Origin of the sequence: Burkholderia sp. AU15512 (assembly GCF_002223325.1) — a bacterium.
Taxonomy (GTDB): domain Bacteria; phylum Pseudomonadota; class Gammaproteobacteria; order Burkholderiales; family Burkholderiaceae; genus Burkholderia.
On sequence record NZ_NKEX01000004.1, the window covers coordinates 478,843 to 504,834 of the forward strand.

Annotated in this window: 24 protein-coding genes and 1 riboswitch; of the genes, 14 read left to right on the plus strand and 10 right to left on the minus strand. The window is 67.7% G+C overall.

Annotated elements, in window-relative coordinates:
- The first annotated feature begins 318 nt into the window (after positions 1-318).
- The 3 genes from CFB43_RS14825 to CFB43_RS14835 all read left to right on the plus strand — a co-directional run bounded on the left by CFB43_RS14825 (position 319) and on the right by CFB43_RS14835 (position 3,981).
- The gene (locus CFB43_RS14825) at positions 319-1,083 is read left to right on the plus strand and encodes a c-type cytochrome (protein WP_046544481.1); all 765 of its coding nucleotides are present in this window, start codon (positions 319-321) and stop codon (positions 1,081-1,083) included.
- 19 nt (positions 1,084-1,102) lie between these two features.
- Positions 1,103-2,401 (plus strand): c-type cytochrome, encoded by a 1,299-nt coding sequence (locus CFB43_RS14830; RefSeq protein WP_089426268.1) that lies wholly within the window; start codon positions 1,103-1,105, stop codon positions 2,399-2,401.
- 134 nt (positions 2,402-2,535) lie between these two features.
- Positions 2,536-3,981 (plus strand): DEAD/DEAH box helicase, encoded by a 1,446-nt coding sequence (locus CFB43_RS14835; protein ID WP_089495579.1) that lies wholly within the window; start codon positions 2,536-2,538, stop codon positions 3,979-3,981.
- Here CFB43_RS14835 and CFB43_RS14840 read toward each other — a convergent pair.
- The 3 genes from CFB43_RS14840 to CFB43_RS14850 all read right to left on the minus strand — a co-directional run bounded on the left by CFB43_RS14840 (position 3,975) and on the right by CFB43_RS14850 (position 7,346).
- Positions 3,975-4,481, minus strand: a complete 507-nt coding sequence (locus CFB43_RS14840) for a hypothetical protein (RefSeq protein WP_089495580.1) — start codon at positions 4,479-4,481, stop codon at positions 3,975-3,977. The genes CFB43_RS14835 and CFB43_RS14840 overlap by 7 nt on opposite strands.
- Before the next feature lie 70 nt (positions 4,482-4,551).
- A complete protein-coding gene (locus CFB43_RS14845; protein WP_039360322.1) occupies positions 4,552-5,379 on the minus strand; it encodes a ferritin-like domain-containing protein in 828 nt (275 codons plus the stop codon).
- A gap of 326 nt (positions 5,380-5,705) precedes the next feature.
- Positions 5,706-7,346, minus strand: coding sequence for a gamma-glutamyltransferase family protein (locus tag CFB43_RS14850; protein WP_089495581.1), 1,641 nt, complete (start codon positions 7,344-7,346; stop codon positions 5,706-5,708).
- 224 nt (positions 7,347-7,570) lie between these two features.
- Between CFB43_RS14850 and CFB43_RS14855 the strand changes: the two genes are divergently transcribed.
- Both CFB43_RS14855 and CFB43_RS14865 read left to right on the plus strand, forming a co-directional pair.
- Positions 7,571-8,350, plus strand: coding sequence for a DeoR/GlpR family DNA-binding transcription regulator (locus tag CFB43_RS14855; protein ID WP_006493999.1), 780 nt, complete (start codon positions 7,571-7,573; stop codon positions 8,348-8,350).
- Between the two features lie 303 nt (positions 8,351-8,653).
- Positions 8,654-8,851 carry a hypothetical protein gene (locus CFB43_RS14865; RefSeq protein WP_011353109.1) on the plus strand — a complete coding sequence of 66 codons (198 nt, stop codon included), beginning with the start codon at positions 8,654-8,656 and terminating at the stop codon, positions 8,849-8,851.
- Positions 8,852-8,941: 90 nt separating this feature from the next.
- Here CFB43_RS14865 and CFB43_RS14870 read toward each other — a convergent pair whose 3' ends face one another.
- A complete protein-coding gene (locus tag CFB43_RS14870) occupies positions 8,942-9,310 on the minus strand; it encodes a hypothetical protein (protein ID WP_089495582.1) in 369 nt (122 codons plus the stop codon).
- A gap of 162 nt (positions 9,311-9,472) precedes the next feature.
- On the opposite strand from CFB43_RS14870, the gene glpD reads away from it, so the two are divergent.
- From glpD to CFB43_RS14885, 3 genes are all read left to right on the plus strand, one after another.
- Positions 9,473-10,996, plus strand: a complete 1,524-nt coding sequence (glpD, locus tag CFB43_RS14875) for a glycerol-3-phosphate dehydrogenase (RefSeq protein WP_089495583.1) — start codon at positions 9,473-9,475, stop codon at positions 10,994-10,996.
- A 105-nt stretch (positions 10,997-11,101) separates the two neighbouring features.
- Entirely contained in the window at positions 11,102-12,604 is a 1,503-nt protein-coding gene (gene glpK, locus CFB43_RS14880; RefSeq protein ID WP_089456878.1) for a glycerol kinase GlpK, read from the plus strand.
- Positions 12,605-12,686: 82 nt separating this feature from the next.
- A complete protein-coding gene (locus CFB43_RS14885; protein WP_006484467.1) occupies positions 12,687-13,403 on the plus strand; it encodes an MIP/aquaporin family protein in 717 nt (238 codons plus the stop codon).
- A gap of 111 nt (positions 13,404-13,514) precedes the next feature.
- Here CFB43_RS14885 and CFB43_RS14890 read toward each other — a convergent pair whose 3' ends face one another.
- From CFB43_RS14890 to CFB43_RS14900, 3 genes are read right to left on the minus strand one after another with little or no spacing between them, the layout of a single operon-like run.
- Positions 13,515-14,756 carry an NAD(P)/FAD-dependent oxidoreductase gene (locus CFB43_RS14890; RefSeq protein ID WP_089495584.1) on the minus strand — a complete coding sequence of 414 codons (1,242 nt, stop codon included), beginning with the start codon at positions 14,754-14,756 and terminating at the stop codon, positions 13,515-13,517.
- A gap of 4 nt (positions 14,757-14,760) precedes the next feature.
- The gene (locus tag CFB43_RS14895; protein WP_089495585.1) at positions 14,761-15,069 is read right to left on the minus strand and encodes a non-heme iron oxygenase ferredoxin subunit; all 309 of its coding nucleotides are present in this window, start codon (positions 15,067-15,069) and stop codon (positions 14,761-14,763) included.
- Between the two features lie 36 nt (positions 15,070-15,105).
- Complete coding sequence (locus CFB43_RS14900) at positions 15,106-16,188, minus strand: fatty acid desaturase family protein (protein ID WP_089495586.1); 1,083 nt, start codon at positions 16,186-16,188, stop codon at positions 15,106-15,108.
- A 172-nt stretch (positions 16,189-16,360) separates the two neighbouring features.
- Between CFB43_RS14900 and CFB43_RS14905 the strand changes: the two genes are divergently transcribed.
- From CFB43_RS14905 to CFB43_RS14925, 5 genes are all read left to right on the plus strand, one after another.
- Positions 16,361-17,425 carry a LacI family DNA-binding transcriptional regulator gene (locus CFB43_RS14905; protein ID WP_089473518.1) on the plus strand — a complete coding sequence of 355 codons (1,065 nt, stop codon included), beginning with the start codon at positions 16,361-16,363 and terminating at the stop codon, positions 17,423-17,425.
- 156 nt (positions 17,426-17,581) lie between these two features.
- Entirely contained in the window at positions 17,582-18,604 is a 1,023-nt protein-coding gene (locus CFB43_RS14910) for a xylose isomerase (protein WP_089495587.1), read from the plus strand.
- Positions 18,605-18,643: 39 nt separating this feature from the next.
- Entirely contained in the window at positions 18,644-19,471 is an 828-nt protein-coding gene (locus CFB43_RS14915) for a TIM barrel protein (protein WP_089495588.1), read from the plus strand.
- Between the two features lie 71 nt (positions 19,472-19,542).
- Positions 19,543-20,529, plus strand: coding sequence for an inositol 2-dehydrogenase (gene iolG, locus CFB43_RS14920; protein ID WP_089495589.1), 987 nt, complete (start codon positions 19,543-19,545; stop codon positions 20,527-20,529).
- Positions 20,530-20,731: 202 nt separating this feature from the next.
- Entirely contained in the window at positions 20,732-21,418 is a 687-nt protein-coding gene (locus CFB43_RS14925; protein WP_089495590.1) for an HAD family hydrolase, read from the plus strand.
- Between the two features lie 106 nt (positions 21,419-21,524).
- On the opposite strand, the gene ribB is transcribed toward CFB43_RS14925, so the two are convergent.
- The 3 genes from ribB to CFB43_RS14940 all read right to left on the minus strand — a co-directional run bounded on the left by ribB (position 21,525) and on the right by CFB43_RS14940 (position 24,793).
- Positions 21,525-22,235 (minus strand): 3,4-dihydroxy-2-butanone-4-phosphate synthase, encoded by a 711-nt coding sequence (gene ribB / locus CFB43_RS14930; protein ID WP_089495591.1) that lies wholly within the window; start codon positions 22,233-22,235, stop codon positions 21,525-21,527.
- A 118-nt stretch (positions 22,236-22,353) separates the two neighbouring features.
- Positions 22,354-22,502: riboswitch (FMN riboswitch) on the minus strand.
- Between the two features lie 195 nt (positions 22,503-22,697).
- Positions 22,698-23,399, minus strand: a complete 702-nt coding sequence (locus CFB43_RS14935; RefSeq protein WP_069248802.1) for a helix-turn-helix domain-containing protein — start codon at positions 23,397-23,399, stop codon at positions 22,698-22,700.
- Positions 23,400-23,617: 218 nt separating this feature from the next.
- Complete coding sequence (locus CFB43_RS14940) at positions 23,618-24,793, minus strand: MFS transporter (RefSeq protein WP_089495592.1); 1,176 nt, start codon at positions 24,791-24,793, stop codon at positions 23,618-23,620.
- A 144-nt stretch (positions 24,794-24,937) separates the two neighbouring features.
- On the opposite strand from CFB43_RS14940, the gene CFB43_RS14945 reads away from it, so the two are divergent.
- Positions 24,938-25,870, plus strand: coding sequence for a LysR family transcriptional regulator (locus tag CFB43_RS14945; RefSeq protein ID WP_089495593.1), 933 nt, complete (start codon positions 24,938-24,940; stop codon positions 25,868-25,870).
- Positions 25,871-25,992 lie beyond the last annotated feature (122 nt).

Sequence of the window (25,992 nt, forward strand, 5' to 3'; positions counted from 1 at the left end):
AGGAAGGCAACGGCACGGTAGAAAACGTCATCGATGAATCCGGAAACGGGAGAAATGACTGGACCTGCGGCGGAGGCGGCGCCGCGCGACCCGCGAGTGTACGGTCTTCGATGGTGAAAACGCACGCCGGTTCACACCGACACGTCGCAATGCGCGTCAAATTGTCGCAAGTCGCAGACGGACAGGAACCGATGTCCTTTTGCCAAATAGCCGTCATTACCCATCGATGATAGAATGCCGCGTCGCAGCAGCCCGGCTGCCCTGCCGTCATGCGCCGAGCCGATCGTAGCCCGGACAACAGGTCCCCGTCGAATAAACATGGAGTCTCGTGTGTCTTCAAGACGCCTCTTCCGTCCGCTGCTCGCCGTTCTGATGTTCGGCAGCGCGGGCCTTATGAGCGCTGCCCAAGCGCAGACCAAGCCCACGGAGCAAGCGCACGCCCAGCAGGCGCCGCTCAAGGCACCCGATACCATGGCCGAGCGTGTGCGCGGCTGTACGGCCTGCCATGGCGTCCATGGCCAGGGCACGGACAACGACTACTTCCCGCGGCTTGCCGGCAAGCCGGCCGAGTACCTGTACAACCAGCTCGTCAACTTCCGTGACGGCCGGCGCAAGTACCCGCCGATGAACTACCTGCTGACGTACCTGAACGACGACTACCTGCGTGAAATGGCCGAGCACTTCTCGGCCGAACGCCCGCCGTACCCGGCGCCGGCGAAGCCGACGCTGCCGGCCGCGACGCTCGCGCGCGGCAAGCAGCTCGTCACGCAAGGCGACCCGTCCCGCAAGCTGCCGGCCTGCGTGGCCTGCCACGGCGCGACGCTGACCGGCATGCAGCCGGCGATCCCGGGCCTGGTCGGCCTGCACGCCGACTACCTGAGCGCGCAGATCGGTGCATGGCGTTCGGGCAACCGTCACGCGAAGGCGCCTGACTGCATGCATGAAGTCGCTTCGAAGCTTTCCGACGAAGACGTGACGGCCGTGACCGCATGGCTTGCCGCGCAACCGGCGCCCGCCAACCCCGTGCCGGCTCCGGCGCGTTCGATGAAGACTCCGCTCGCCTGCGGCAGCGAACCGCAATAAGGCAAGGGAGACAGACACAATGAAACGCAAGTCCCTGTTTGCACTCTCGGCCGTCGCGATCGTCGCGGCTGCTGCCCTCGTGCCGGTCCTGTGGCCGGGCAACGACACGCTGCACGGCGCTTCCGCCGTCGCGGCCACGCCGGCCGACCAGGCCGCGCTGATCAAGAAGGGCGAATACCTCGCGCGCGTCGGCGACTGTATCGCGTGCCACACCGTGCGCGGCGGCAAGTCGTTCGCGGGCGGCCTGCCGATGGCGACGCCGTTCGGCACGATGTACACGCCGAACATCACGCCGGACGACAAGGACGGCATCGGCAAGTGGACGTCGGACGACTTCTACCGCGCGATGCACACCGGCCGTTCGAAGGACGGCAGCCTGCTCTACCCGGGTTTCCCGTTCGCGAGCTACACGAAGGTCACGCGTGCGGATTCGGACGCGATCTACGCGTACCTGCGCTCGGTCGCGCCGGTGTCGGTGCCGAGCCGTCCGCATGAACTGAAGTTCCCGTTCAACAACCGCAACCTGCTGATCGGCTGGCGCACGCTGTTCTTCAAGGAAGGCGAATACAAGCCGGATCCGACCAAGTCGGTCGAATGGAACCGCGGCGCGTACCTCGTCGAAGGCCTCGGCCACTGCTCGATGTGCCACACGTCGATCAACATGATGGGCGGCCCGGTAACGGGCTCGGCATTCGCCGGCGGCCTGATCCCGCTGCAGAACTGGTATGCGCCGTCGCTGACGAACGACAAGGAACTCGGCCTCGGCGACTGGCACGTGCAGGAGCTGTCCGACCTGCTGCAGGCCGGCGTGTCGCAGAAGGGCGCGGTATTCGGCCCGATGGCGGACGTGGTCCACAACAGCCTGCAGTACATGACCGACGAAGATACGCGCGCAATGTCGACGTACCTGAAGTCGATCCCGCAGAAGGCTGAAGCGCCGAAGAACATGCAGTACGAGCCGTCGAAGCAGTTCGGCAACGCGCTGTTCGACCAGGGCAAGAAGATCTACGCGGACAACTGCGCGACCTGCCACGCCGAAAACGGCGCAGGCAAGCCGCCGGCGTATCCGCCGCTCGCGGGCAACCACTCGATCATGATGGAATCGGCCGTCAACCCGATCCGCATGGTGCTGAACGGTGGCTATCCGCCGAGCACGTTCAAGAATCCGCGTCCGTACGGGATGCCGCCGTTCGCCCAGTCGCTGTCGAACCAGGAAGTTGCGGCGGTCGTCACGTATATCCGGGTATCGTGGGGCAACAACGGTACGCCGATCTCGCCGCAACAGGTGAGCGACCTGCGTTCCGCGCCGCTCGACTAAGAAGCGGCTGACACAAACGGGGCGCGGCTGCGGGAAACCGCGGCCGCGCCCTTTTGCATTTTGCATTTTGCGATGTCACCTCCCGCGCGGGCCGCGCGCGACGTCGCCGATCATAAAACTGAAGAGTGGTATCTATGTCTTTTGAATCTCTCGGCTTGGCCGAACCGCTGGTCAAGGCGGTCAACGAGCTCGGCTACACGTCGCCGACTCCGATCCAGCAACAGGCGATTCCGGCCGTCCTCGGCGGCGGCGACCTGCTCGCCGGCGCACAGACGGGCACCGGCAAGACCGCCGGCTTCACGCTGCCGATCCTGCAACGCCTGCATACGTTCTACGCGGAACATCGCGGCGCGAAGCGCGCGGTGCGCGCGCTGATTCTCACGCCGACGCGCGAACTCGCCGCCCAGGTCGAGGAAAGCGTCCGTGCGTACAGCAAGTACCTGAAGCTGCGCTCGACCGTGATGTTCGGCGGCGTCAGCATCAATCCGCAGATCGATGCGCTCAAGCGCGGCGTCGACATCGTCGTCGCGACGCCGGGCCGCCTGCTCGATCACATGCAGCAGAAGACGATCGACCTGTCGGACCTCGACATCCTCGTGCTCGACGAAGCCGACCGGATGCTCGACATGGGCTTCATCCACGACATCAAGCGCGTGCTCGCGAAGCTGCCGCCGCAGCGCCAGAACCTGCTGTTCTCGGCCACCTTCTCCGACGAGATCAAGGCGCTCGCCGACAGCCTGCTCGACTCGCCCGCGCTGATCGAGGTCGCACGCCGCAACACGACCGCCGAAAGCGTCGCGCAGAAGATCCACCCGGTCGACCGCGATCGCAAGCGCGAACTGCTCACGCACCTGATTCGCGAACACAACTGGTTCCAGGTGCTCGTGTTCACGCGCACGAAGCACGGCGCGAACCGGCTCGCCGAGCAGCTCACGAAGGACGGCATCAGCGCGATGGCGATCCACGGCAACAAGAGCCAGTCGGCCCGCACGCGCGCGCTCGCGGAGTTCAAGAACAGCACGCTGCAGGTGCTCGTCGCGACCGATATCGCCGCGCGCGGGATCGACATCGACCAGCTGCCGCACGTCGTCAACTTCGACCTGCCGAACGTGCCGGAAGACTACGTGCACCGGATCGGCCGCACGGGCCGCGCGGGTGCGACCGGCGAAGCCGTGTCGCTCGTGTGCGTCGACGAGAAGCAGCTGCTGCGCGACATCGAGCGGCTGATCAAGCGCGAGATTCCGCAGGAAGTGATCGCGGGCTTCGAACCCGATCCGAACGCGAAGCCGGAGCCGATCCAGCAGCGCCGCGGGCAGCAGCAGCCGCGCGGCGGTGGCGGCGGCGGCAATCGCCAGCCGCGCGCAGGCGGCTCAGGCCAGCCGGCCGCGAAACGCGACGGCAATGCGCAACCGAAGGCTACCCAGCAGAAAGCCGCGAAGCCGCGCACGCAAGGGCAAGGCGGCGCGGGCGGCACCGGCGGACGTCCGGCCGGTGGCGGCAACAGCGCGCGCCCGGCGAATGGCAATGCCGCGCACGCGAACCGCAACCGCTCGTCGCGCAGCGGCCAGCGCGGTCACTGAAGCCGTGCGGCTGCGCGCCGCAGGTGCTCGACCTGGCGTTGCCAGCGCGCGAGCACCTCGGCGCGCGCCCCTTCCAGCGTGAACGTGACACCTGTCGCGAGACGCGCATAGCCGACCCGCTGCGCATCGCCGTGCGCGATCGTCGCAGCGAATCCGGCCAGTCCGCCGAAGTCTCCTTCGAGCGGCGCCATCCTCAATTGCGCCTGAAAGAACGCGCCGTCCGCGACCAGCGTCAACGCGGCCGATCGCCGTTGCGCGATCGCGCGCGCCGCACGCGATTGCGGCCAGAGCGCCAGCAGCAGCGTGCGCGCATCGTGTGCATAGATTTCGCCGACGCCGAGCAGCGTCGTGCGCAACTGACCATCGTCGGTCGCGACGATCAGCGACGCGGCGAGGTCGGCATGACGTTCGAGCGCGGTACCGTCGAACAATGAGACGACGGCCGGCGGCCACGCATCGAACGTCCATTGTTCGAGCGCGTCGCGATGGGTATCGGTCATGATGGCGTGGCCCCGGTGGACAAGCGGATGAAGAGCCGCAGCATACGCGCGTCGGGCCGCGCCGCGGCGCTCAGCGCAGGAACACGTGCCGCGTGATCTTCGTGAGCGGATAGTGAACGCCCGGCTGGATCTTCGCGGGCAGGTCGAGCGGCTTGAGCAGCATCTTCACGCACATGTCGGCCGACAGGTTGCGCCGCACGAGCGTGCTGATGCGCGCGGCGCGTTCGCGGTTGTACTGGCTGTCGCCGACACGATCCGGATAGCGCACCGCGAACACGTGGCGCAGCGCGATCTCCGAATCCTCGTTCTTGATTTCCATCACGCGGCGCGCCAGCGCGCCGAGCACCGCAAGGCGGCCATTGCCTTCGACCTGGTTGTACTTCTTGAAGAACTTGAAGAAGTGCTTGTAGTGGCGTACTTCGTCGGTGCGAATGTTGTCGGTGATTTCCTTCAGCACGGGCTCGTCCGAGCACTCGTTGATCGCGCGATAGAGCGTGGCCGTGCCCGTTTCGACGACGCAGCGCGCGACCATCTCGAGCGCGCGGGTCTTCTCGAACGCCTCGACCTTGCAGGTCTGCGAATACTCGGCGAAGAAGTTCGCGAACGCGGTATCCCAGTCGAACTCCGGCCACACGTGCGCGATGTACGCCTTCAGCGCGCGCCCGTGCTGCAATTCTTCGTGCTCCCATGCATTGTTGAGCCATGCGGAGACTTCCGGATCGTCGTTGAAGAACTGGCTCAGATTGCTCGTGTAGAGATCCGAGCCGCTTTCGATGAACGACGACGCGCACAGCAGCAGCAACAGATCCTCGTTCGCGGCGGCACGTTGACGATCGATCCGGTTCAGGTCGATGTCCTCGATTCGCCACGGCATCACATGCGTCGTTTTGGTGTCCATGGTAGTGCGCTCCCAGTCGTCGCGCGGGGCCGGCCCATGCCTTCGGCACAGGCGCCGGCCATCCCGCAGGCGGCGTTTTACTTGCGTTTATAGTGGATTGGTCCGGCCGAACCATGCTGGCATCTTAGCCGGACTTTGATGTTCATGCTTCAAAGCACTGACCATACCCGACAAGCGCAGTTCCACGGCGTCTGTTGCCGTTCGTTAGACGAGTCCTTCAAACCGCTTGCGCCCGCGCGGTGATACGGCTTGCCGCAAACGAAACGGGCGGCCATTCGGCCGCCCGCGAAGCACACGACATGCCGGCGAAAGCCGCCAGGAATCCGTCAGAAACCGGCCGCCAGACCGTCGCGCCGGCTGTCGCTCGCGGCCACGTAGCCGCGCTCGCGATCGTCGCGATCGAGACGCCAGATGAACTGCCCCGAACCGAAATCCATGTAAGGATCGTCGATCGACTTGATCGTATGGCCGCGTGCGGCCAGCGCATCGACGGTCGCGCGATTCATCGTCGCCTCGACGTCGAGCGTGAAGTCGCGGTTGACCTTCCAGCGCGGCGCATCACAGGCCGCCTGCGGTTGCTGCCCGTAGCCGAGCATCCGCACGACGCTCTGCAGGTGCCCTTGCGGCTGCATGTCGCCGCCCATCACGCCGAAGCTCATCACGGCCTCGGTCCGGCCGTCGACCTCCTCGGTGACGAACGCCGGGATGATCGTGTGGAACGGCCGCTTGCCGCCCGCGACGACGTTCGGCGATGCCGGGTCCATCGAGAAGCCGTGCCCGCGGTTCTGCAACGCGATGCCGGTACCGGGCACGACGAGCCCCGAGCCGAAGCCCATGTAGTTCGACTGAATGAAGCTCACCATCATCCCGCGCTCGTCGGCCGCCGACAGGTAGATCGTGCCGCCCGAATGCGGCCGGCCGGCGGCGAAGTGCGTCGCGCGCGCGGGATCGATCAGTTTCGCGCGCTCGGCGAGATACGCGTCGTCGAGCATCTGCTCGGGCGTGAGCTCCATCGCGCGCGGATCGGCGACGTAGCGATAGACGTCCGCGAACGCGAGCTTCATCGCCTCGATCTGCAGATGCTGCGAGTCGACCGAATCGACTGGCCATTCGGTCACGCCCGCGTGCTCGGCGATCCCGAGCGCGATCAGCGCGGCGATGCCCTGCCCGTTCGGCGGAATCTCGTGGATCGTGTGACGGCCGAAGCGCTTGCCGATCGGCTCGACCCATTCCGGCCGGTACGCCTGCAGGTCGGCTGCGGTCAGCGCGCCACCGCCTTCGCGGGAGAAGGCGGCGATGCGATCGGCGAGCGCGCCCTCGTAGAACGCGCGCGCCCCCTCCTTCTGCAGCGTGCGCAACGTCTGAGCATGGCCCGGCAGGCACACGCGCTCGCCCACCTGCGGTGCGCGGCCGTGCGGCATGAAGGTGTCCGCAAAGCCCGGCAGCCCCTCGAGTTCCGGCACCGCGGCCGCCCACTTGTGCGCGACGATCGGCGGCACCGCATAGCCGCGCTCCGCGATCTCGATCGCCGGTTCGAGCAGGTCCGCGAACGGCAGCGAACCGAACTTCGCATGCAGCGCTTCCCAGCCCGCGATCACGCCCGGCACGGTGACGGTATCCCAGCCGCGCGTCGGCTTGTTCGCAATGCCGTTGGCCGCGTCGCCGTGGCGCTTGCGGAAATAGTCGACGTTCCATGCGGCCGGCGCGACGCCCGACGCGTTCAACCCGGACAGCCGCTCGCCGTCCCACACGAGCGCGAACGCATCGCCGCCGAGCCCGCACGACACGGGCTCGACGACCGTGATCGCGGCCGCGGCGGCCAGCGCCGCGTCGACCGCGTTGCCGCCCTTCCACAGCATCCGCAGCCCGGCCTGCGCGGCGAGCGGGTGCGACGTCGACACGACGTTGCGCGCGAACACCGGGATGCGGGTCGTCGGATACGGGTTGTGCCAGTTGAAGCCAGTCATCGGTTCCACCTCGTCGAAAGCTGAATGATCGCGCCGGACGCGCACCCCCGCGTGCGCGGGCAATCCGCCATTGCAGCGCGATCGGCACAATCGCACAAATTCATTTGTGAAATGAATCCATGCAATTTCCACATGAATATCGGGCAAGCCTGCGGGCCGGGCCGGCCTAACGCCGTTGCCGCCCTTACAATACCCGCTCCGTCTCACGACACGACCATCGAGCCATGACCCGAGATCCCCGCCTCACCCTCAACGCGCGCCAGCAGGAATTGCTCGAATGGGTGCAGCGCGACGGCTTCGTGACCGTCGACGATCTCGCCGCGCATTTCGCGGTGACGCCGCAGACGATCCGCCGCGACGTGAACTGGCTGGCCGACCTGAACCTGCTGCGCCGCTACCACGGCGGCGCGAGCCTGCCGACCAGCTCGGAGAACGTGTCGTACACCGCGCGCCAGCGGATGTTCCACGACGAGAAGCGGCGCATCGCAGCACTCGCGGCGTCGCACATTCCCGACCAGGCGTCGCTGTTCATCAACCTCGGCACGACCACCGAGGAAGTCGCACGCGCGCTGAACCGCCACCACGGGCTGCACGTGATCACGAACAACCTGAACGTCGCGTCGATGATGAGCGGCTACCCCGACTGCGAGGTGCTGATCACGGGCGGCATCGTGCGGCCGTGGGACAAGGGGATCGTCGGCGAACTCGCGATCGACTTCATCCGCCAGTTCAAGGTCGACTACGCGATCATCGGCACATCGGCGATCGAGGCCGACGGCACGCTGCGCGACTTCGACACACGCGAGGTGCGCGTGGCCGAGGCGATCATGCAGCATGCGCGCACCGTCTATCTCGTGACCGACCATTCGAAGGTCGGCCGTCCCGCGCTGGTGCGCCAGGGTCACCTGAGCCAGGTGCACGCGCTCTTCACCGACAAGCCGCTGCCGCCCGAGATGGCCGATACCGTGGCGGCCGCCGGCACCCAGGTGTACGTCGCCGAGTGACGGTTCCGATGCTGCACCGCACCTAAAACTTCAAGTGAAATCAAGAAGTTGGCGTCGCGAGCAAACCGCTTGCGCGCAGCCCGGCTGTCAAACGGAAAATTAACGGGGCCCGATTTGTCGTTGCCTGCGCGCTCGACTAGACTCCAGTTCCCCGGCCTATTTCGACCGTTCCGCCTGTGCCAGGGCGCGGACGAATGGCATGGCCGGCGAATACAGCTTTCCCCCCAAGCCATACCCCGCTGGGTATCGCGCGTCGGCCCGTGCGCCGGCTGCGCGGGCTGACTGGTCGCCATGGAGAGAACGATGCTGAGTCCGCATGAATTCGCCACGCTATTGCTTGTGAAGGACGCTCCCGATCAAACCCACATGGATCGGGACGAAATCGACGCGCTGCTCGAACAGCAGCTCGTCCGTCTGGAAGGCCTCGGTTCGGGACGCAAATACTGCGTGACCGAAACCGGCGACGCCGCACTGCGATCCATCAAGTACCGCTATTCGTAAAACCACACCGTTCCTGACCTGACCGCGCCGCCCGGATGCCGGGCCGCGCGGCCACTTCCGCTTCCGTCCCCCACCCCGCCCCAGCCTGTTTCAACCGCCGCGCAGCGTCGGATCGACCGCCGCCCGCCAGCTGATGGCCTGCGCCCGCGCACCGTTGAAATACGCGATCCAGCCGGCACGCGCCGCCGCGTCCGGCGCCGCATAGTGCGTCGAAAGTTCGTTTACGAACGCACAATAGTTCGCATCGGTCAGCCCACGATACCGTTTCGCCACGTACGCGTCATATAGCGTCGAGTAGACCGGCTGCGCGTCCGCGCCCCAGTCCCGCGCCGTGCCGCCGCATGACGTCTGCAGGTCGGCGAACGACGGCGTGCGCCAGTTGCCGGCTAGCGGCGGCATCCCGGCAGTGCACCCCGCCAGAAGGACGGCGCACGCGCCGGCCCACATCCCAATACGCATGATTCACCTCGCGAAACGGTCGATTTCGCCAGTATCGTCCGGGATCGTGCCGCGCGCTACTGGCCCCGCTTTATCGAACTTTACTTTTTCGATTTCGTTCGTTAAATTTCGAATTCGAACATTTTCTGTTCAACCCTTTCCCTCAGACGATAAGGACAGCAGGTGACCCAACCGAATCGCTACGATCTGCTCGTCGTCGGCGGCGGCATCAACGGCGCGGGCATCGCGCGCGATGCGGCCGGCCGCGGCCTGTCGGTCATGCTCTGCGAGCAGGACGATCTCGCGTCGCACACGTCGTCGTCCAGCACGAAGCTGATTCACGGCGGCCTGCGCTACCTCGAGTACAACGAGTTCGGACTCGTGCGCAAGGCGCTGCAGGAGCGCGAGACGCTGCTGCGCGCGGCGCCGCACATCATGTGGCCGCTGCGCTTCGTGATGCCGCACATGCCGAACCTGCGTCCGGCCTGGCTGATCCGCATCGGCCTGTTCCTTTACGATCACCTCGCGAAACGCGAACTGCTGCCCGGCTCGCGCGGCATCGACATGCGCCGCCATGCGGCCGGCGCGCCGCTGATCGACTCGATCAAGCGCGGCTTCGTCTATTCGGACGGCTGGGTCGACGACGCGCGCCTCGTCGTGCTGAACGCGATGGATGCGAAGGAGCGCGGCGCCCAGATCCTGACGCGCACGAAGCTGGTGTCCGCCGAACGCCGCGGCGACGAATGGGAAGCGCGACTGCAGCACGCCGACGGCTCGATCCGCGTCGTGCATGCACGTGCGATCGCGAACGCGGCCGGCCCGTGGGTCGGCGAAGTGCTGAAAGGCGCGCTCGGCCGCGGCGCGCACCACAGCGTGCGGCTCGTGAAGGGCAGCCACATCATCACGCGCCGCCTGTTCGATCACGACCACGCGTACATCTTCCAGAACCCGGACAAGCGGATCATCTTCGCGATTCCGTACGAACACGATTTCACGCTGATCGGCACGACCGACGTCGAATACACGAACGATCCCGCGAAGGTCGCGATCGATCGCGACGAGACGCAGTACCTGTGCGACTCGATCAACCGCTACTTCAAGCGCAAGATCTCGCCGGCCGACGTGCACTGGACCTACTCGGGCGTGCGCCCGCTGCTGGAAGACGAGAACGCCGCGAACGCATCGGCCGTCACGCGCGATTACCGGCTCGAGCTGGACGACGGCGCGGGCGCCCCGCTGCTGTCGGTGTTCGGCGGCAAGATCACGACGTTCCGCAAGCTCGCGGAAGAAGCCGGCGACATGCTGTGCCGCGCACTCGGCCGCGACGCGAAGACCTGGACGGCCGGCGTCGCGCTGCCGGGCGGCGACATCGCGAACGCGAAGTTCGACGCATTCGCCGATACGTTCGCCAAACGCCATGCGTGGCTGCCCGCCGCGCTCGCCCGCCGCTATGCGCGTGCCTACGGCACGCGCGCGGAGCGCGTGATCGACGGCGCGAAGTCGCTCGCCGATCTCGGCACCGAAATCGCACCGGGCCTCTACGACGCCGAACTGCGCTACCTGCGCGACGCCGAATGGGCGACCTGCGCGCAGGACGTGCTGTGGCGCCGCTCGAAGCTCGGCCTGCACGTCGCGCCCGGCACGCTCGACGCGGTGACCGCTGCGGTCGACGCGTGGTTCGCCGCCGCGCACGCGCCGCATGCCTGAGCGGAATGCAGTTGCAGTTGCTTGACCGACGTTGACTCACCGACGCGCCGCCCACATGCGGCGCGCATCACAACTAAGCCAAATCCACGGATGGAGATGAGAGACATGCAGGATCAGTACATCCTCGCGCTTGACCAGGGCACCACGAGTTCCCGCGCGATGCTGTTCGATCGCCAGGGCAATATCGTTTCGATCGCCCAGAAGGAATTCGAGCAGATCTACCCGCAACCCGGCTGGGTCGAGCACGACCCGCAGGAAATCTGGTCGACGCAAGCCGGCGTCGCCGCCGAAGCCGTCACGCGCACGGGCCTGAACGGCACGTCGATCGCCGCGATCGGCATCACCAACCAGCGTGAAACCACGATCGTCTGGGATCGCGAGACGGGCCAGCCCGTCTACAACGCGATCGTCTGGCAGGATCGCCGCACGGCCGACTTCTGCGATTCGCTGAAGGCGCAAGGCTTCGAGGCGAAGGTGCGCGCGAAGACCGGCCTGCCGATCGATTCGTACTTCTCGGGAACCAAGATCCGCTGGATTCTCGACAACGTGCCGGGCGCACGCGAGAAGGCGAAGCAGGGCAAGCTCGCGTTCGGCACCGTCGACAGCTGGCTCGTGTGGAACTTCACGAAGCACGAACTGCACGTGACCGACGTGACGAACGCGTCGCGCACGATGCTGTTCAACATCCACACGCGCGAGTGGGACAACGAACTGCTCGACATGCTCGACATCCCGCGCAGCATGCTGCCGGAGGTGAAGGCATCGTCGGAAATCTACGGCCACACGAAGACCACCGTGTTCGCGTCGAAGATCCCGCTCGCGGGTATCGCGGGCGACCAGCAGGCGGCGCTGTTCGGCCAGATGTGCACGCAGTCCGGCATGGTGAAGAACACCTACGGCACCGGCTGCTTCCTGATGATGAACACCGGCGACAAGCCGATCGAATCGAAGAACAACCTCGTCACGACGATCGCCTGGCAGATCGGCGACAACGTGCAGTACGCGCTGGAAGGCAGCATCTTCATCGCGGGCGCGGTGGTGCAGTGGCTGCGCGACGGCGTCGGCATCATCAAGTCGGCCGCTGAAATCGAAGCGCTCGCCGCGAGCGTGCCGCACACCGACGGCGTCTACCTGGTGCCCGCGTTCGCCGGCCTCGGCGCACCGCACTGGAACGCGCGGGCGCGCGGTTCGGTGTTCGGCGTCACGCGCGGCACGACCTCCGCGCACCTCGCACGCGCGGCGCTCGATTCGATCGCGTACCAGTCGCTCGACGTGCTGGCCGCGATGGAAGCCGATTCGGGCATCAGCATCGGCGAGCTGCGCGTGGACGGCGGCGCGAGCGCGAACGACCTGCTGATGCAGTTCCAGGCGGACCTGCTCGGCGTCGACGCGGTGCGTCCGCAGATCACCGAGACGACCGCGCTCGGCGCGGCCTACCTCGCGGGTCTCGCGATCGGCTACTGGAAGAACCTCGACGAAGTGCGCGACCAGTGGCAGCTCGATCGCCGCTTCTCGCCGTCGATGCCGAAGGAGCACGTCGAACGCTGCATGTCGGGCTGGCAGCGTGCGGTGCGTGCGGCGAAGGCATGGGCCGACGACGCGCAGTAACCGTCAAGCAATCCAGACGAAATACAACAACACCGGCGGACCGCGCACTGCGCGAGTCCGCCGTGATTCAAGAGAGACAAACATGTCACCTTATATTGCGGAATTCATCGGCACAGCGATCCTCGTGCTGCTCGGCAACGGCGCGGTCGCAAACGTGCTGCTTGCAAAGACCAAGGGCAAAGGCGCGGACCTGATCGTGATCGTGATGGGCTGGGCGATGGCCGTGTTCGTCGCCGTCTACGTGACCGCATCGTTCAGCGGCGCGCACCTGAACCCGATCGTCACCATCAGTCTCGCGCTCGCGGGCAAGTTCGCGTGGTCGAAAGTCGGCGGCTACGTCCTCGCGCAGATGCTCGGCGGGATGGCCGGCGCGCTGCTCGTGTGGCTCGCCTATCGCCAGCACTTCGCGAAGGAAGCCGATGCGGACCTGAAGCTCGCGGTGTTCTGCACGGCGCCCGCGATCCGCAGCGTCACGCACAACGTGCTGACCGAAGCGATCTGCACGTTCGTGCTGATCCTCGGCGTGCTGTACCTCGCGTCGCCGCAAGTCGGCCTCGGCGCGCTCGACGCACTGCCCGTCGGCCTGCTCGTGCTCGGCATCGGCATCTCGCTCGGCGGCCCGACCGGCTATGCGATGAGCCCCGCGCGCGACCTGTCGCCGCGCATCATGCACGCGCTGCTGCCGATCCCCGGCAAGCGCGACAGCGACTGGCGCTATGCATGGGTGCCCGTCGTCGGTCCGCTGCTCGGCGGCGCCGCGGCGGCCGGCCTGTACCTGCACCTGCACACGACGATCTGATCGTCGCTTGACCGAAACGCGCGGCGATCCTCGCCGCGCGTTTTGCTTTCCTTCCTTCGTTCGCCTTCCCTCGCGCTCCGCCGCTTCGCCGCTTCGTTTCCGCTACCGGCCTCACTCGGCCGAGACCAGCGACTTCAGCTTCACCCCCGTATCCGCGACAGCCGACGGGCTCACGTCGATCCCGCGCTCGACCAGCATTCTCGCCACCCGCATGTCCTTGACGAACCCGGACACGCGGCCGAAACCGCTTGCGGCGACGAGCCGCGCACCGGCGTCGAAATGGAAATGGATTTCCGCGTCGTCGCCGAGCGCGCGCGCGACCGATAGTTCGCCGAGTACCGGCTCACCGGCCACCTGCAACTGCGCGTCGTATTGATCCGACCAGAACCACGGCGTCTCGCGATACGGCTCGTCGGCGCCGAGCATGTTGCGCGCGGCGACGCGCGCCTGGGTCTCGGCGCCGTGCCACGTCTCCTGCCGGACGGGCCGCCCCGACAACGCACTCGGGAACACCGCGACGTCGCCGGCCGCGTAGATGCCGCGCGCCGATGTCTCGAGCCGCTCGTTCACGACGATGCCGCGCTCGACGGCGAGGCCCGCCTCACGCGCCAGCTCGTCAGCCGGCTCGATGCCGATGCCGGCGACGACCGTGTCGGCGATCAGCGTGTCGCCGTCGTCGAGTACGACGGCCAGCGCGCCGCCCGTCGTCCGCTCGATCGCAACCGGCTTCCGCTTCACGCGAATGGCCACGCCCTGCCGTTCGTGAAGCGCGTGCACGCGCGCCGCGATCGCCTCCGGCACTGCGCGCCCGAGCAGGCGCGACGCCGCATCGAGCACCGTCACGCGGCACCCGCGCAGTCGCGCCGACGCCGCGACTTCGAGGCCGATGAAGCCGCCGCCGATCAGCACGACCCGCGCATCGGGCGCGAGCCGCGTGCCGAGCGCCGCCGCATCGTCGAGCGTGCGCAATGCAAACACGCCGTCCAGCGTCGCACCCGGAATCGTCAGGCGACGCGCGCGGCCGCCGGTCGCGAGCAGCAGCGCGTCGTAGCCGACCACGCTGCCATCCGACAGGCGCACTTCGCGTGCGCCCGGATCGATGCGCTCGACCGTCGCGACGACCGGCTCGATACGATCGGCCGCCCACGCCGCCGGATCGCGCAACCGGCACTGCGCCGCGCTGCGTTCGCCGGTCAGCACGCCCTTCGACAACGGCGGCCGCTCGTACGGCAGGTGCGCCTCCGCGCCGATCAGCACGATCCGCCCACTCCAGCCGGATTCACGCAGCACCTGCGCCGCGCGGCCGCCCGCGTGGCCCGCGCCGACGATCGCCATCACCCGATCGTTCGTCATCGCGTCACACCTCGATCAGGATGCGGCCGTCTTCGATCTTCGCGCGGTACGTGCGCAGCTTCTCGCAGGCGGGCGCGGACAGCGGCCGGCCGTCGCGCACGTCGAAGCGCCCGTTGTGCTTCGGGCATTCGATCACGTGGTCGATCACAAGCCCGTCCGCGAGATGTACTTGCTCGTGCGTGCACAGGCCGTCGCTTGCATAGACTTCGCCGTCGATGCGGTAGATCGCGTACGTGTGGCCGGCATGGTCGAAGCGCGCGACGTCTTCGTCGTCGATGTCGTCGAGCGCGCCGGTGTCGATCCATTGCGTCATGTTGCGTGTCTCCTGGGTTGGAAGAGTCGATATCGGTCAGGCGCGCGCGGCATCCGGCACGGGCCGCACGACGTAATCGGTCGGGTCGCGCGTCTGCCGGACCAGCGCCGGCACGATCTCCGCGTATGCGGCCAGCGTGCTGCGATACGGCGGCGGCATGTCGGCCTTCACCGCCTCGTGCAGCTTCGGCAGCGCGTGGAACGGCACCATCGGGAACATGTGGTGTTCGACGTGATAGTTCATGTTCCAGTACAGGAAGCGGAACACCGGATTCATCATCACGGTCCGGCAGTTGCGCCGGTGATCGAGCACGTTCTCGGGCATGCCCGCGTGCTGCGTGAGGCCGAAATACAGGTACAGCCACGCACCGTAGAGGCTCGGCAGGCCGATGTAGAGGAGCGGCAGAATCGTGTGCCAGTAGAGCGAAGCACCGGTCACGAGTGCGTACACCGCGAGATGGATGCGAGACTCGCGCACCACCTTCGGCCGTTCCGATTCGGGCACGTAGGTGCGCTCCTCGTCGTCGAGCCGGCCGGTGAAGGCCGTCGCGATCATCTTGCGCAGCTCGCCGGCCACATGCTTCAGCGCGACGATGTTCAGCGCGAGCGAGCGCCAGTCGGTCGGCTTCGGCGCGGCGATTTCCGGATCGCGCCCGACGACCAGCGTATCGGTGTGATGACGTGCATGGCTCCACCGCCACGCCGTCGCGCGGCGGAACACCTGGAACGACGCGACCTGGTACAGCACGTCGTTCATCCAGCGCGTGCGGAACGCGGTGCCGTGCCCGCATTCGTGCCAGCGCGAGTCGGCCGGGCTGCAGTAGAGCGTGCCGTACACGAAGAACGCGGGGATCGCCCACGCCGAATGTGCACGCCACGCCAGCCATGCGAGCACCCCGCTGATCGCGATCGCCGCATACCAGATCAGCGTGTCGCGGAGCGCGCGCGCGTCGCCACGCTGCATCAGCTGCTTCATCAGCGGCCGCGGCACCGGGCATCGATACCACTCGGCGTTGGCGAGCCCGGCCGCCTGCGCGCGCTCGCCGGCGCCGCCGATCATCCGGTATGCCTGACGGCGCGCCACCGTGCGGTCGTGCGCCTGGTCGTCGATATGAGCCACGTGCGTCTCCTGGATTCCTTGTTCGTTGGAAGCGCGGCAAGCGCTTCGGCATGGAATCAAAATTAGGCCCGCGGCCTCCCCCGCTCAATCGAAACGTTGACGAAATTTCGCCATCGTTTTAGCGTTCCCCGCATCGCCACGTCTCGATGGCGACACCACGATGGAGACAACCATGGCAGGCGAATCCGGGCCGCGCTGGCGCAAGCGCACCGCACGCTTCGACGAGATCGCGGCGCTTGCCGGCGTCAGCACGACCACCGTCGACCGCGTGCTGAACGAGCGCGGCAGCGTCTCGGCGCAGGCCCGCGAACGCGTGGTGGCAGCCGCGCGGCAGCTCGGCGTGCCGCGCCAGCTGCCCGACACGCGGCACGGGCTGCTCCACGTCGACGTGCTGCTGCCGGATACCGACGCGGCTTTCTTCAAGCGGCTGCAGCTGGCGCTGCAGCGCTCGCTGCAGATGCTCGATCGGCGCGTGGTCGTGCACCGGACGATCCTGCCCGCCGCCGACGACGAGCGGGCCGCCGCGCTGATCGAACGGCCCGCCTACCGGCGCGCGGCGCTGATCGTCACGGCACGCGACACGAGCCGCGTGCGCGACGCGCTGGCCGGCGCGATCGCGCGCGGCGAGACCGTCGTCACGATGGTCACCGACATCGGCGGCATCGACCGCGCGCACTTCGCCGGTATCGACAACTACCGGGCCGGGCGCACGGCCGGCTATTACATCGGCCGCCTGGCGGCACGCCCCGGCCGCGTGCTGCTGCTCGGCGGGCGCATGGGCTACCGCGCGCACGCCGACCGGATGGCCGGCTGCCGCGACCAGCTTGCCGAAGCGTTCGCCGCCGTCCGCTGCGACGACGAGCCGGTCGAGACGCTCGACCAGGACGATCGCTGCTACCGCGCGGTGACGAAGGCGCTGCAGGCGCACGACGACGTAGTCGCGATCTACAACAGCGGCGCCGGCTCGGCCGGCATCGAGGCGGCGCTGCGCAAGGCCGGCGCGGCCGGTCGCGTCGTGTGGATCGGCCACGAGATGATCGACCTGCACCGCACCTTCATCGAATCCGGCGCGATGGATCTCGCGATCGACCAGGATCCGGACGGCCAGGTGATTTCCGCACTGCAGCACGTGCTGCATGCGTGCGGGATCGTCGAACAGCCGCCACCGGCCGATCCGGTCGAATTCCGCGTGTTCTGTCCGGCAAACGTGCGGACGAGCGCGTACCTGCCAGCCTGAATTCGAACGCCCGGCACACCGTCTGTCGCGCCGCACGCGCATTGCGAAAAAATCGACCGCCGCATTGGCGATTTTTCGCCAACGTTTGTCATGCAGCCCGCGCCGCGCCTCCGTACATTGGGCAACCCATCCCATGACAACGGCGGACAGGAGACGATGGCTGAACCGATCCTCATCGGCGTGAACCTCGACGGCGTGCTCGAACACGACGGCCTGCCGTTGCCCACGCCCGCCGAACGCTTCCGGATGGTCGCCGGCGCCGGTGTGTTCGACTACATCGAAAAGAACCCGGCGCGCGGCGAGGACCTGTCGCCGTATTTCGCGCTGGTCGAACGTCATGCGCTGCCGATTCGCGTGATCGGCGGCATCTGGTGCGCGGGCCGTGACGAAGCGCACGTCGCCGAGATCGTCGACGCGGGCGCGCGCTTCGGCAGCACGGTGCTCAACTGCCAGTTGCATGCGCATCACGCGAGCGGCCATCCGCTGTCCGATCGCGAGGTCGCCGATTTCTACCTGCGGACCTACGAGCGCGGCGAGCCGGCCGGTTGCCTGCCGAGCCTCGAAGTGCACGTCGACATGTGGAGCGAGGATTTCACGCGTGTCGCACGCGTTGCACGGCTTGTCGAGCAGGCCGGCGTGCCCTTCCGGATCACGCTCGATCATTCGCACCTGCTGTTCAAGATCGGCAACCACATCGAACTCGATGCGTCGGGCATCCGCGACGCGGCCGACGGCGGCCGGCGGTTGCTCGACCCTGCATCGCCCGACGCCCTGTACGCCGACTGGATCGCGCGCGGCTGGGTCCGGCATGCGCATGCCCGCAGCGTGATGCCGAACAATCCGGACAACCCGTGGATGCGCCGCGCCGACGGCAGGCCCGGGCGCGGCATCCAGTATCCGTTCGTCGCGCCCGCACCGGGCACCTATCACGACGTATGGCGCGCGGAGGCGCTCGACACGTGGAAGGCCGCGCTTCGGCAGTTGCTGCACGCGCAGGCCCACGCACAGCCGGCGCGCGTCGAGCAGATCAGTTGCGAATTCATCCCGTTTCCCGACTACGGCGGCGGCGCGCGCTATTCGATCTTCTACAACAACGTCGCGTGCGCGCACTGGCTGCGCGACACGTGGCACGCCGTCGCCGCGCCGCCGGCAACCGACGTCGCGCACACCGGCACCTGATTCGATCCCCGCCCCCACTCGAGACCCAAGGACAGAACGATGACGCAAGCCTTCCATTTTTCGCTGAACCGGATGAGCGCCCCGCGCTTGCCGTTCGACCGTTACGTCGCGCTGTGCCAGCGCCTCGGCGTCGACACGATCGAGATCCGCAACGATCTCGACGGCGTCGAGATCGCCGACGGCACGCCGGCCGCCACCGTGCGCGCAACGGCCGAAGCCGGCGGCGTGACGATCCTGACGATCAACGCGCTGCAGCGCTTCGAGCAATGGAACGCCGAGCGCGCGGACGAGGCGACCGTGTTGGCCGACTACGCGGCGCAATGCGGCGCGCGTGCGCTGGTGCTGTGCCCGACCAACAGCCGCGGCGACACGCGCAGCGCGGTCGAGCGCCACGCGGATCTCGTGAAGGCGCTGAAGGCACTCAAACCGATCCTCGACGCGCACGGCCTGCTCGGCTTCATCGAGCCGCTCGGCTTCGAGGAATGCGCGCTACGCCGCAAGTCGGATGCGGTGAAAGGCATCTACGACGCAGCGGGCGAACAGGTGTTCCGGCTCGTGCACGACACGTTCCACCATCATCTGTCGGGCGAGGACATCTTCTTCCCGAACCTGACGGGCCTCGTGCACCTCTCGGGCGTCGAGGAGGACGACCTGCCGGTCGACCGGATGCGCGACGGCCATCGCGTGCTGGTCGGCGGCGCCGACCGGCTCGGCAATATCCGGCAACTGCGCGAACTGCTCGCGCGCGGCTACCGTGGCGCGTTCTCGTTCGAGCCGTTCGCGCACGAAATCGCCGAGGCCGACGACATCGAGGACCGACTGCGCGCGAGCATCGACTACGTGCGCGGCGAACTGGCGAATCAATGAGCGCCGCCACGGTGCACGGCCAACTGAAGCCGCGCACCGGCGCATATCCACGAAATCAACAGGAGAACGGAATGATCGAATTCGCGTTGTTCGGCGCGGGACGGATCGGCAAGATCCATGCGGCGAATCTCGCGCGCCATCCGGGCGCGAAGCTGAAATACGTCGTCGACCGGCATGCGCCGTCGGCCGAAGCGCTGGCTCACGCGCACGGCGCGCAGGTGGCCGACGTCGAGCGCGCACTCGGCGATCCGGACGTCCGGGCGGTCGTGATCGCGTCGAGCACCGACACCCATGCGGACCTGATCGTCGCGGCCGCGAATGCGGGCAAGGCCGTGTTCTGCGAGAAGCCTGTCGACCTGAGCGTCGAGCGCTCGCGTGCGTGCGCGGACGCCGTCCGGCGCAGCGGCGTGACCTGCATGATCGGCTTCCAGCGCCGCTTCGACCCGACGTTCGCCGCGCTGAAGGCGCGCGTCGAGCGCGGCGACATCGGCGCGCCGGAAATGCTGGTCGTCACGAGCCGCGACCCGGGCGCGCCGCCCGTCGACTACATCCGCAGTTCGGGCGGCATCTTCAAGGACATGCTGATCCACGACTTCGACGTGTTCCGCTGGATTCTCGGCGACGAAGCGCAGACGCTGCACGCGACCGGCAGCTGCCTGACCGATCCGGCCGTGCAGGATGCGGGCGACATCGATTCGACGGCCGTGACGATCCGCACGCGGCGCGGGCTGCTGTGCCAGATCAACACGTCGCGGCGCGCCGCGTACGGTTACGACCAGCGTTTCGAGCTGCTCGGCAGCAACGGGATGCTGCAGGCCGGCAACGTGCGGCCGACCGAGGTGAGCGCGTGGCTCGCGGCCGGCATCGCGACGGACGTGCCGGAGCCGTTCTTCCTCGAACGCTACCGGCACGCGTATGCGGCCGAGATCGCGCATTTCGTCGATGCGCTGCGCGACGGCACGCCGGTCCGCACGACGATCGACGACGGGCTGGCCGCGCTCGAACTAGCCGAGGCCGCGATGACTGCGTGGAAAACGGGGCGCGTAATCGAGCTGTGACGTCACCGGCGACAAGCGGTGACAGGCGGCGGCGAACCGCGCAAGCGGGCCGCCGCCGGACGATCGGCAACCCACCCGGGGGAGACGCAGTCAGCACGCGGCCGCATCGGGAAATTTTGCCGAAGCGTCGCGCGGCGTGTGCGCGAATGCACGTATGATGGCGAATTGATCCGTGTCGCCGACCTCCCGCCTTTTCACCACCATGCTCGATCACCTTATCTGCGACTGCGACGGCGTGCTCGTCGACAGCGAAATCATTGCCGACCGCGTCCTGCTCGACACGCTGTCCGCCACGTTTCCGAATCTCGATTTCGAAGCTGCCGCCAAGTCGGCGTTCGGCCAGCAGACGTCGCGCTTCCTGACGGGAATCGAATCCCGCTTCGGGATCGAGATGCCGGCCAACTTCATCGAGACCATCGAGCACAACATCGAGCGCGCGCTGGCGCAATCGCTCGCGCCGATCTCCGGCGTGCGCGACGCACTACTGAAGGTGACCCTGCCGGCGGCCGTCGTGTCGAACAGCCGGCTCGCGCGCGTGCGCAGCTCGCTGAAGCGCGCGGCGCTCACCGAGATCTTCGGCGATCGCGTGTTCAGCTCCGAACAGGTGGCACGGCCGAAGCCCTACCCCGACGTCTACCTGCATGCGGCGCACGCGCTCGGCGTCGCGCCGGAGCGCTGCATCGTCGTCGAGGACAGCGTGTCGGGGTTGAATGCCGCGCGGGCGGCAGGCATGAAGACGATCGCGTTCGTCGGCGCGAGCCACATCCCCGACAACTACGCGGACGCGCTGCGCGCGATGGGCATCACGCGGATCATGCGCAAGATGGATGAACTACCGGCGTTCGTCGAAGCCGGCATGCGCGGCGAATTCGGGGACGTACAGTCCTGATGGTCGTGCCGGCCCGATCACGCTGATCGGGCCGATCCGGCGTGCACCGGTTCACGCACGCCGTGCAACGGGCGCGCGAACGCGCCCGCCTTCCCCTTCCCCGTACTCAGGCCGGTTCGCAGCAGCGCTCGCGCGCGGCGGCCAGCGCCTCGCGGAACTCGACGAGTTCCGCGATCGTCAGCATCGGCAGCCCGTGCTGTTGCGCGAAACGCTCGACATCGTCGCCGCGCGTCATCGTGCCATCCGGATTCATCAGTTCGCACAGCACGCCGGCCGGCTTCAGGCCCGCGAGGATCGACAGGTCGACCGTGCCTTCGGTGTGACCGCGGCGCGCCAGGACGCCGCCCGGTTGCGCACGCAGCGGAAACACGTGGCCCGGGCGCACGATGTCGTGCGGCTTCGCCCCTTCTGCGATCGCCGCGCGGATCGTCGTCACGCGATCGGCCGCCGATACGCCCGTATGCACACCTTCGCGTGCCTCGATCGACACGGTGAACGCGGTGCCGTTGCGGCTCTCGTTGGTCTGCACCATCGGCGGCAGCTCGAGCGCACGCACGGTGTCGTCGGTCAGGCACAGGCACACGATGCCGCTGCATTCGCGGATCAGCAGCGCCATCGTCTCGGGCGTGATGCGCTCGGCGGCAACGATCAGGTCGGCTTCATTCTCGCGGTCGTGGTCGTCCTGCAGCACCACGGCACGGCCTGCGCGCATCGCGTCGAGCGCGGCGGCGATGCGCGGCGGCATCGGTTCGGAATCCAGCAACGGGAGATCGGCAAAGGCGTCGGCGGGGGCCGACGAAACGGACATCAAGGACATGTGAAACGCTCCTCGCAAATACGATTTGGGCGAAAAACGTTTCAGGGCATTGCAAACAGACAGAACGACAACCCGCTTCGCACACATGGCGAAGCGGCCCTGACGGACATGACTATCTGCACATCTTCTCTCATCCGGACTATGACCGTCGGCTCTGGCATTCGACCAGATCTGCTGACCCCGCGCGAATGCGCGGGCGCTCGCGGGCTCGCCGGCTTACGCCAGCCTACCGCCGGTGGGGAATTTCACCCCGCCCTGAAGACGCACTGATTTGCCGGATGGGCCAACCCCATCGACGGCGGGCCAAGCATACAACAGCTGCGCGCTCGGCGCAGCGGACACGGCCTAAAACCTTACTGACGACTCCGTCTAGCGGCATCGTCCAAACGGCCGACGGACGACCCGCGTTCTCGTCCGAACGGCGAGCACGCGAGCCGCTTCTGTGCGGCCTGCGTTGCGCGGTCAGCCGGCCGCGTGCGCGGCATGTGCCGCGTGCGCCGCATCGGGCACGAGCCAGCGCGGCGGCACCTCGGGGCTCACCGTCACGCGGAATGCACGCGCCTCGCTGTCGCCCGGGTTGCGCAGGCTGTACGGCTGGTCGGCATCGAATACGATCGCATCGCCGGTCGCGAGCAACTGGCGGCGGTCATGCACGCTGACTTCGAGCGTGCCCTCGCTGACGACGAGGTTGACCGTCGTGCCGGGCGCGCGGCGGGCGCCGGGCTCCGTATGCAGCGGTGCGATCCGCAGCTCGTGGAACTCGGCCGCGGCCGGCTCGCCCTCCGGGTACAGCGCCCGCGCCGAGAAGCGACCGTTCGAGCTGACGACCCGCGACGCACGCTCGGCCGCCAGATGCTCGAAGCCGTTCACCGCATGGCGGCGCAGGAAGGCGGCGACCGATACCTTCAGCGCCGCGGCGATCTTGCAGAGCACCTTGATCGACGGCACGCTGCGCGCCGACTCGATCTGCGCGAGCATCGCGCGCGACACGCCGGACAGCCGCGCGAGCGCATCGAGCGACAATTGCCGCTCGGCACGCAACCGCGCGAGGTTCACGCCAACGACCTGTTCGAGCACGTCGAGCGACGCGGACGCCCGCGCATCGGCGGCGTTGCCGGATTCGAAGGAAGACACGTCGCGCACGAGCGCCAGGGATGAAGACATAGCATTGCCTCCGGGCCGCGGTGCAGCCCTGCGAATGGGGTAAGCCGGGATCGGAATCGGGTTGCGCCAGCAACGGCGCGTATCGAGACGCTATCACCCGGTCTTGCACCGGCAAACGAAGTTATCTTCACACCGTTATCAGCATCGCGGAGGAATGCGTTCCTCGCGAACCTTTTCCCGCCGCTATCGCGTCGTGCCGGTGCCGCGCGTTGCACCGTTCATTGCGCCGCCGGCGCCGTGCCGCGCGCCGGCCCGCGCGCGTCGAGCCGCATCGCGCACCACGTGACGACGAGCGCCGCGAACGTCACCGCGACGGCCACCCAGGGCAGCGCATCGAGCGCCAGGCCGTGTTCCAGCGCAACGCCGCCAAGCCACGCGCCGAGCGCATTGCCGACGTTGAACGCGCCGATGTTCAGCGTCGATGCGAGATGCGGCGCGCTCGCGGCCTTCTCGACCACGTGCGCCTGAAGCGGCGGCACCGTCGCGAATGCGGCGATCCCCCATACGAACACGGTGACGGCCGCCGCGACCGGATGGTGGCTCGTCTTGGCGAACACGACCATCACGGCCATCAGCGCGACGAGGATCGCGATCAGCGACGGCATCAGCGCGCGGTCGGCGAGCTTGCCGCCGAGCGTGTTGCCGATCGTCAGCCCCGCGCCGAACAGCACGAGGATCAGCGCGACCGCGCGCGGCGAATAGCCCGACACTGACTGGAGGATCGGCGCGATGTACGTGAACACGACGAACACGCCGCCGAAGCCGAGCACGGTCATCAGCAGCGCGAGCCACACCTGCGGCTCCTTCAGCACGCGCACTTCGTGGCCGAGGCCGACCGGCCCGCTGTCGTGGCGGTTCGGCACCAGCGCGGCGACGCCGCCGAGCGACAGCACGCCGAGCGCGGCGACGATCCAGAACGACGCGCGCCAGCCGAGCAACTGGCCGACGAAGGTGCCGAACGGCACGCCGAGCACGTTCGACAGCGTGAGTCCCGTGAACATCAACGCGATCGCGCTCGCGCGCTTGTCGGCGGGCACGAGCGACGCGGCGACCACCGCGCCGATCCCGAAGAACGACCCGTGCGCGAACGAGGTGACGACCCGCGCGACCATCAGCATCGCGTAGCCGGACGCGGTCGCGCACAGCACGTTGCCGACGATGAAGATCGCCATCAGCCACTGCAGCGCGGCCTTGCGCGCCATGCGGCTCGTCAGCACCGCGAGCAGCGGCGCGCCGGCCGCGACGCCGAGCGCGTAGCCGGTGACCAGCAGGCCGGCCGACGGCAGCGACACGGCCAAGTCGCGCGCGACTTCGGGCAACAGGCCCATGATGATGAACTCAGTGGTACCGATGGCGAAGGCGCTGATCGCAAGCGCCAGTAACGGAATGGGCATGAGGTTCTCCGGAAGGCGGCGGACGCGGCGCCCGGGCGGTGCCGCACCGCACAAAAGGCAGGATGTGCGCATTGTCCCGAAGATGCCGATATTTGATAATTGGCGTGGCGTTTGAACCATTTTCAAATATTTCTGGAAAATCGCATGGATCGACTGGGCGATATCCGGCTGTTCGTCGAGGCGGCCGAACTGGGCAGCCTGTCCGCCGCCGGGCGCAAGCTGAACCTCACGCCGGCCGCCGCGAGCGCGCGCCTGGCGAAGCTCGAGGCGGCGGTCGCCACCCGGCTGTTCGACCGTTCGACCCGGCAGTTGCGGCTCACCGACGAGGGCCGCCTGTACCTGACCGGCTGCCGGCAGGCATTGCAGGCGCTCGACGACGCGAACGCGCTGCTGCAGGCCGGCCGCAACGTCGTCGGCGGCCGGGTGCGGCTGTCGGCGACGTCCGATTTCGGCCGCCGCCGGCTGCTCGACTGGCTCGACGAATTCACCGCGCGCTACCCGGACGTGACGTTCTCGCTGACGGCGTCCGACTCGACGGCGAACCTGTGGCAGGACGAGATCGACCTCGCGATCCGCTTCGCGGCGCCGCCCGACGGCGCGCTGATCGCCCGCCGGCTCGCCGCGGACCGGCGCGTGCCATGCGCGGCGCCGTCGTTCATCGAACGCCACGGCGTGCCGAGTGATCCGCACGATCTGGCCCGCTTTCCGTGCACCGTGATCACGGTGGCGTCCGGCCCGATGAACACGTGGCGCTTCACGCGCGGCGACGACACACAAACCTGCACGGTGCCGCTCGCCACCGCGTTCGAGACCAACGACGGCGGCCTGGCCCGCGAATGGGCGCTGCGCGGCCGCGGCATCGTGCTGAACTCGATCTGGGATGTCGCCGACGACATCCGCGCCGGGCGGCTCAAGGTCCTGCTGCCGGACTGGCGCCACCAGAGCGCGCCGCTGCACGCGATCTATCCGGGCAAGCGCTACATGGCGCCGCGCGTGCGTGTGCTGCTCGACTTTCTCGCCGAACGCTTTGCGCGCGAGGAAGCCGTGCACGAAGACCTGCTGAACGCGTGCCGCTGACGGCCGGCACGCTGACGCCAAGGGGTCGGAACCTGGAGCGCGGCGTCGCGCGGCCGCAACCCGCCGCCCGTCCCGGCCAGCATGAAAAGCTATAATGAAAGGCTTTCCCGACGGCTTTTCAT

Bases quoted from the DNA above. Each gene is read 5' to 3' on its own strand.
- CFB43_RS14825 (WP_046544481.1), top strand. From the start codon at position 319: ATGGAGTCTCGTGTGTCTTCAAGACGCCTCTTCCGTCCGCTGCTCGCC.
- CFB43_RS14830 (WP_089426268.1), top strand. From the start codon at position 1,103: ATGAAACGCAAGTCCCTGTTTGCACTCTCGGCCGTCGCGATCGTCGCG.
- CFB43_RS14835 (WP_089495579.1), top strand. From the start codon at position 2,536: ATGTCTTTTGAATCTCTCGGCTTGGCCGAACCGCTGGTCAAGGCGGTC.
- CFB43_RS14840 (WP_089495580.1), bottom strand. From the start codon at position 4,481: ATGACCGATACCCATCGCGACGCGCTCGAACAATGGACGTTCGATGCG.
- CFB43_RS14845 (WP_039360322.1), bottom strand. From the start codon at position 5,379: ATGGACACCAAAACGACGCATGTGATGCCGTGGCGAATCGAGGACATC.
- CFB43_RS14850 (WP_089495581.1), bottom strand. From the start codon at position 7,346: ATGACTGGCTTCAACTGGCACAACCCGTATCCGACGACCCGCATCCCG.
- CFB43_RS14855 (WP_006493999.1), top strand. From the start codon at position 7,571: ATGACCCGAGATCCCCGCCTCACCCTCAACGCGCGCCAGCAGGAATTG.
- CFB43_RS14865 (WP_011353109.1), top strand. From the start codon at position 8,654: ATGCTGAGTCCGCATGAATTCGCCACGCTATTGCTTGTGAAGGACGCT.
- CFB43_RS14870 (WP_089495582.1), bottom strand. From the start codon at position 9,310: ATGCGTATTGGGATGTGGGCCGGCGCGTGCGCCGTCCTTCTGGCGGGG.
- glpK (WP_089456878.1), top strand. From the start codon at position 11,102: ATGCAGGATCAGTACATCCTCGCGCTTGACCAGGGCACCACGAGTTCC.
- CFB43_RS14885 (WP_006484467.1), top strand. From the start codon at position 12,687: ATGTCACCTTATATTGCGGAATTCATCGGCACAGCGATCCTCGTGCTG.
- CFB43_RS14890 (WP_089495584.1), bottom strand. From the start codon at position 14,756: ATGACGAACGATCGGGTGATGGCGATCGTCGGCGCGGGCCACGCGGGC.
- CFB43_RS14895 (WP_089495585.1), bottom strand. From the start codon at position 15,069: ATGACGCAATGGATCGACACCGGCGCGCTCGACGACATCGACGACGAA.
- CFB43_RS14905 (WP_089473518.1), top strand. From the start codon at position 16,361: ATGGCAGGCGAATCCGGGCCGCGCTGGCGCAAGCGCACCGCACGCTTC.
- CFB43_RS14910 (WP_089495587.1), top strand. From the start codon at position 17,582: ATGGCTGAACCGATCCTCATCGGCGTGAACCTCGACGGCGTGCTCGAA.
- CFB43_RS14915 (WP_089495588.1), top strand. From the start codon at position 18,644: ATGACGCAAGCCTTCCATTTTTCGCTGAACCGGATGAGCGCCCCGCGC.
- iolG (WP_089495589.1), top strand. From the start codon at position 19,543: ATGATCGAATTCGCGTTGTTCGGCGCGGGACGGATCGGCAAGATCCAT.
- CFB43_RS14925 (WP_089495590.1), top strand. From the start codon at position 20,732: ATGCTCGATCACCTTATCTGCGACTGCGACGGCGTGCTCGTCGACAGC.
- ribB (WP_089495591.1), bottom strand. From the start codon at position 22,235: ATGTCCTTGATGTCCGTTTCGTCGGCCCCCGCCGACGCCTTTGCCGAT.
- CFB43_RS14935 (WP_069248802.1), bottom strand. From the start codon at position 23,399: ATGTCTTCATCCCTGGCGCTCGTGCGCGACGTGTCTTCCTTCGAATCC.
- CFB43_RS14940 (WP_089495592.1), bottom strand. From the start codon at position 24,793: ATGCCCATTCCGTTACTGGCGCTTGCGATCAGCGCCTTCGCCATCGGT.
- CFB43_RS14945 (WP_089495593.1), top strand. From the start codon at position 24,938: ATGGATCGACTGGGCGATATCCGGCTGTTCGTCGAGGCGGCCGAACTG.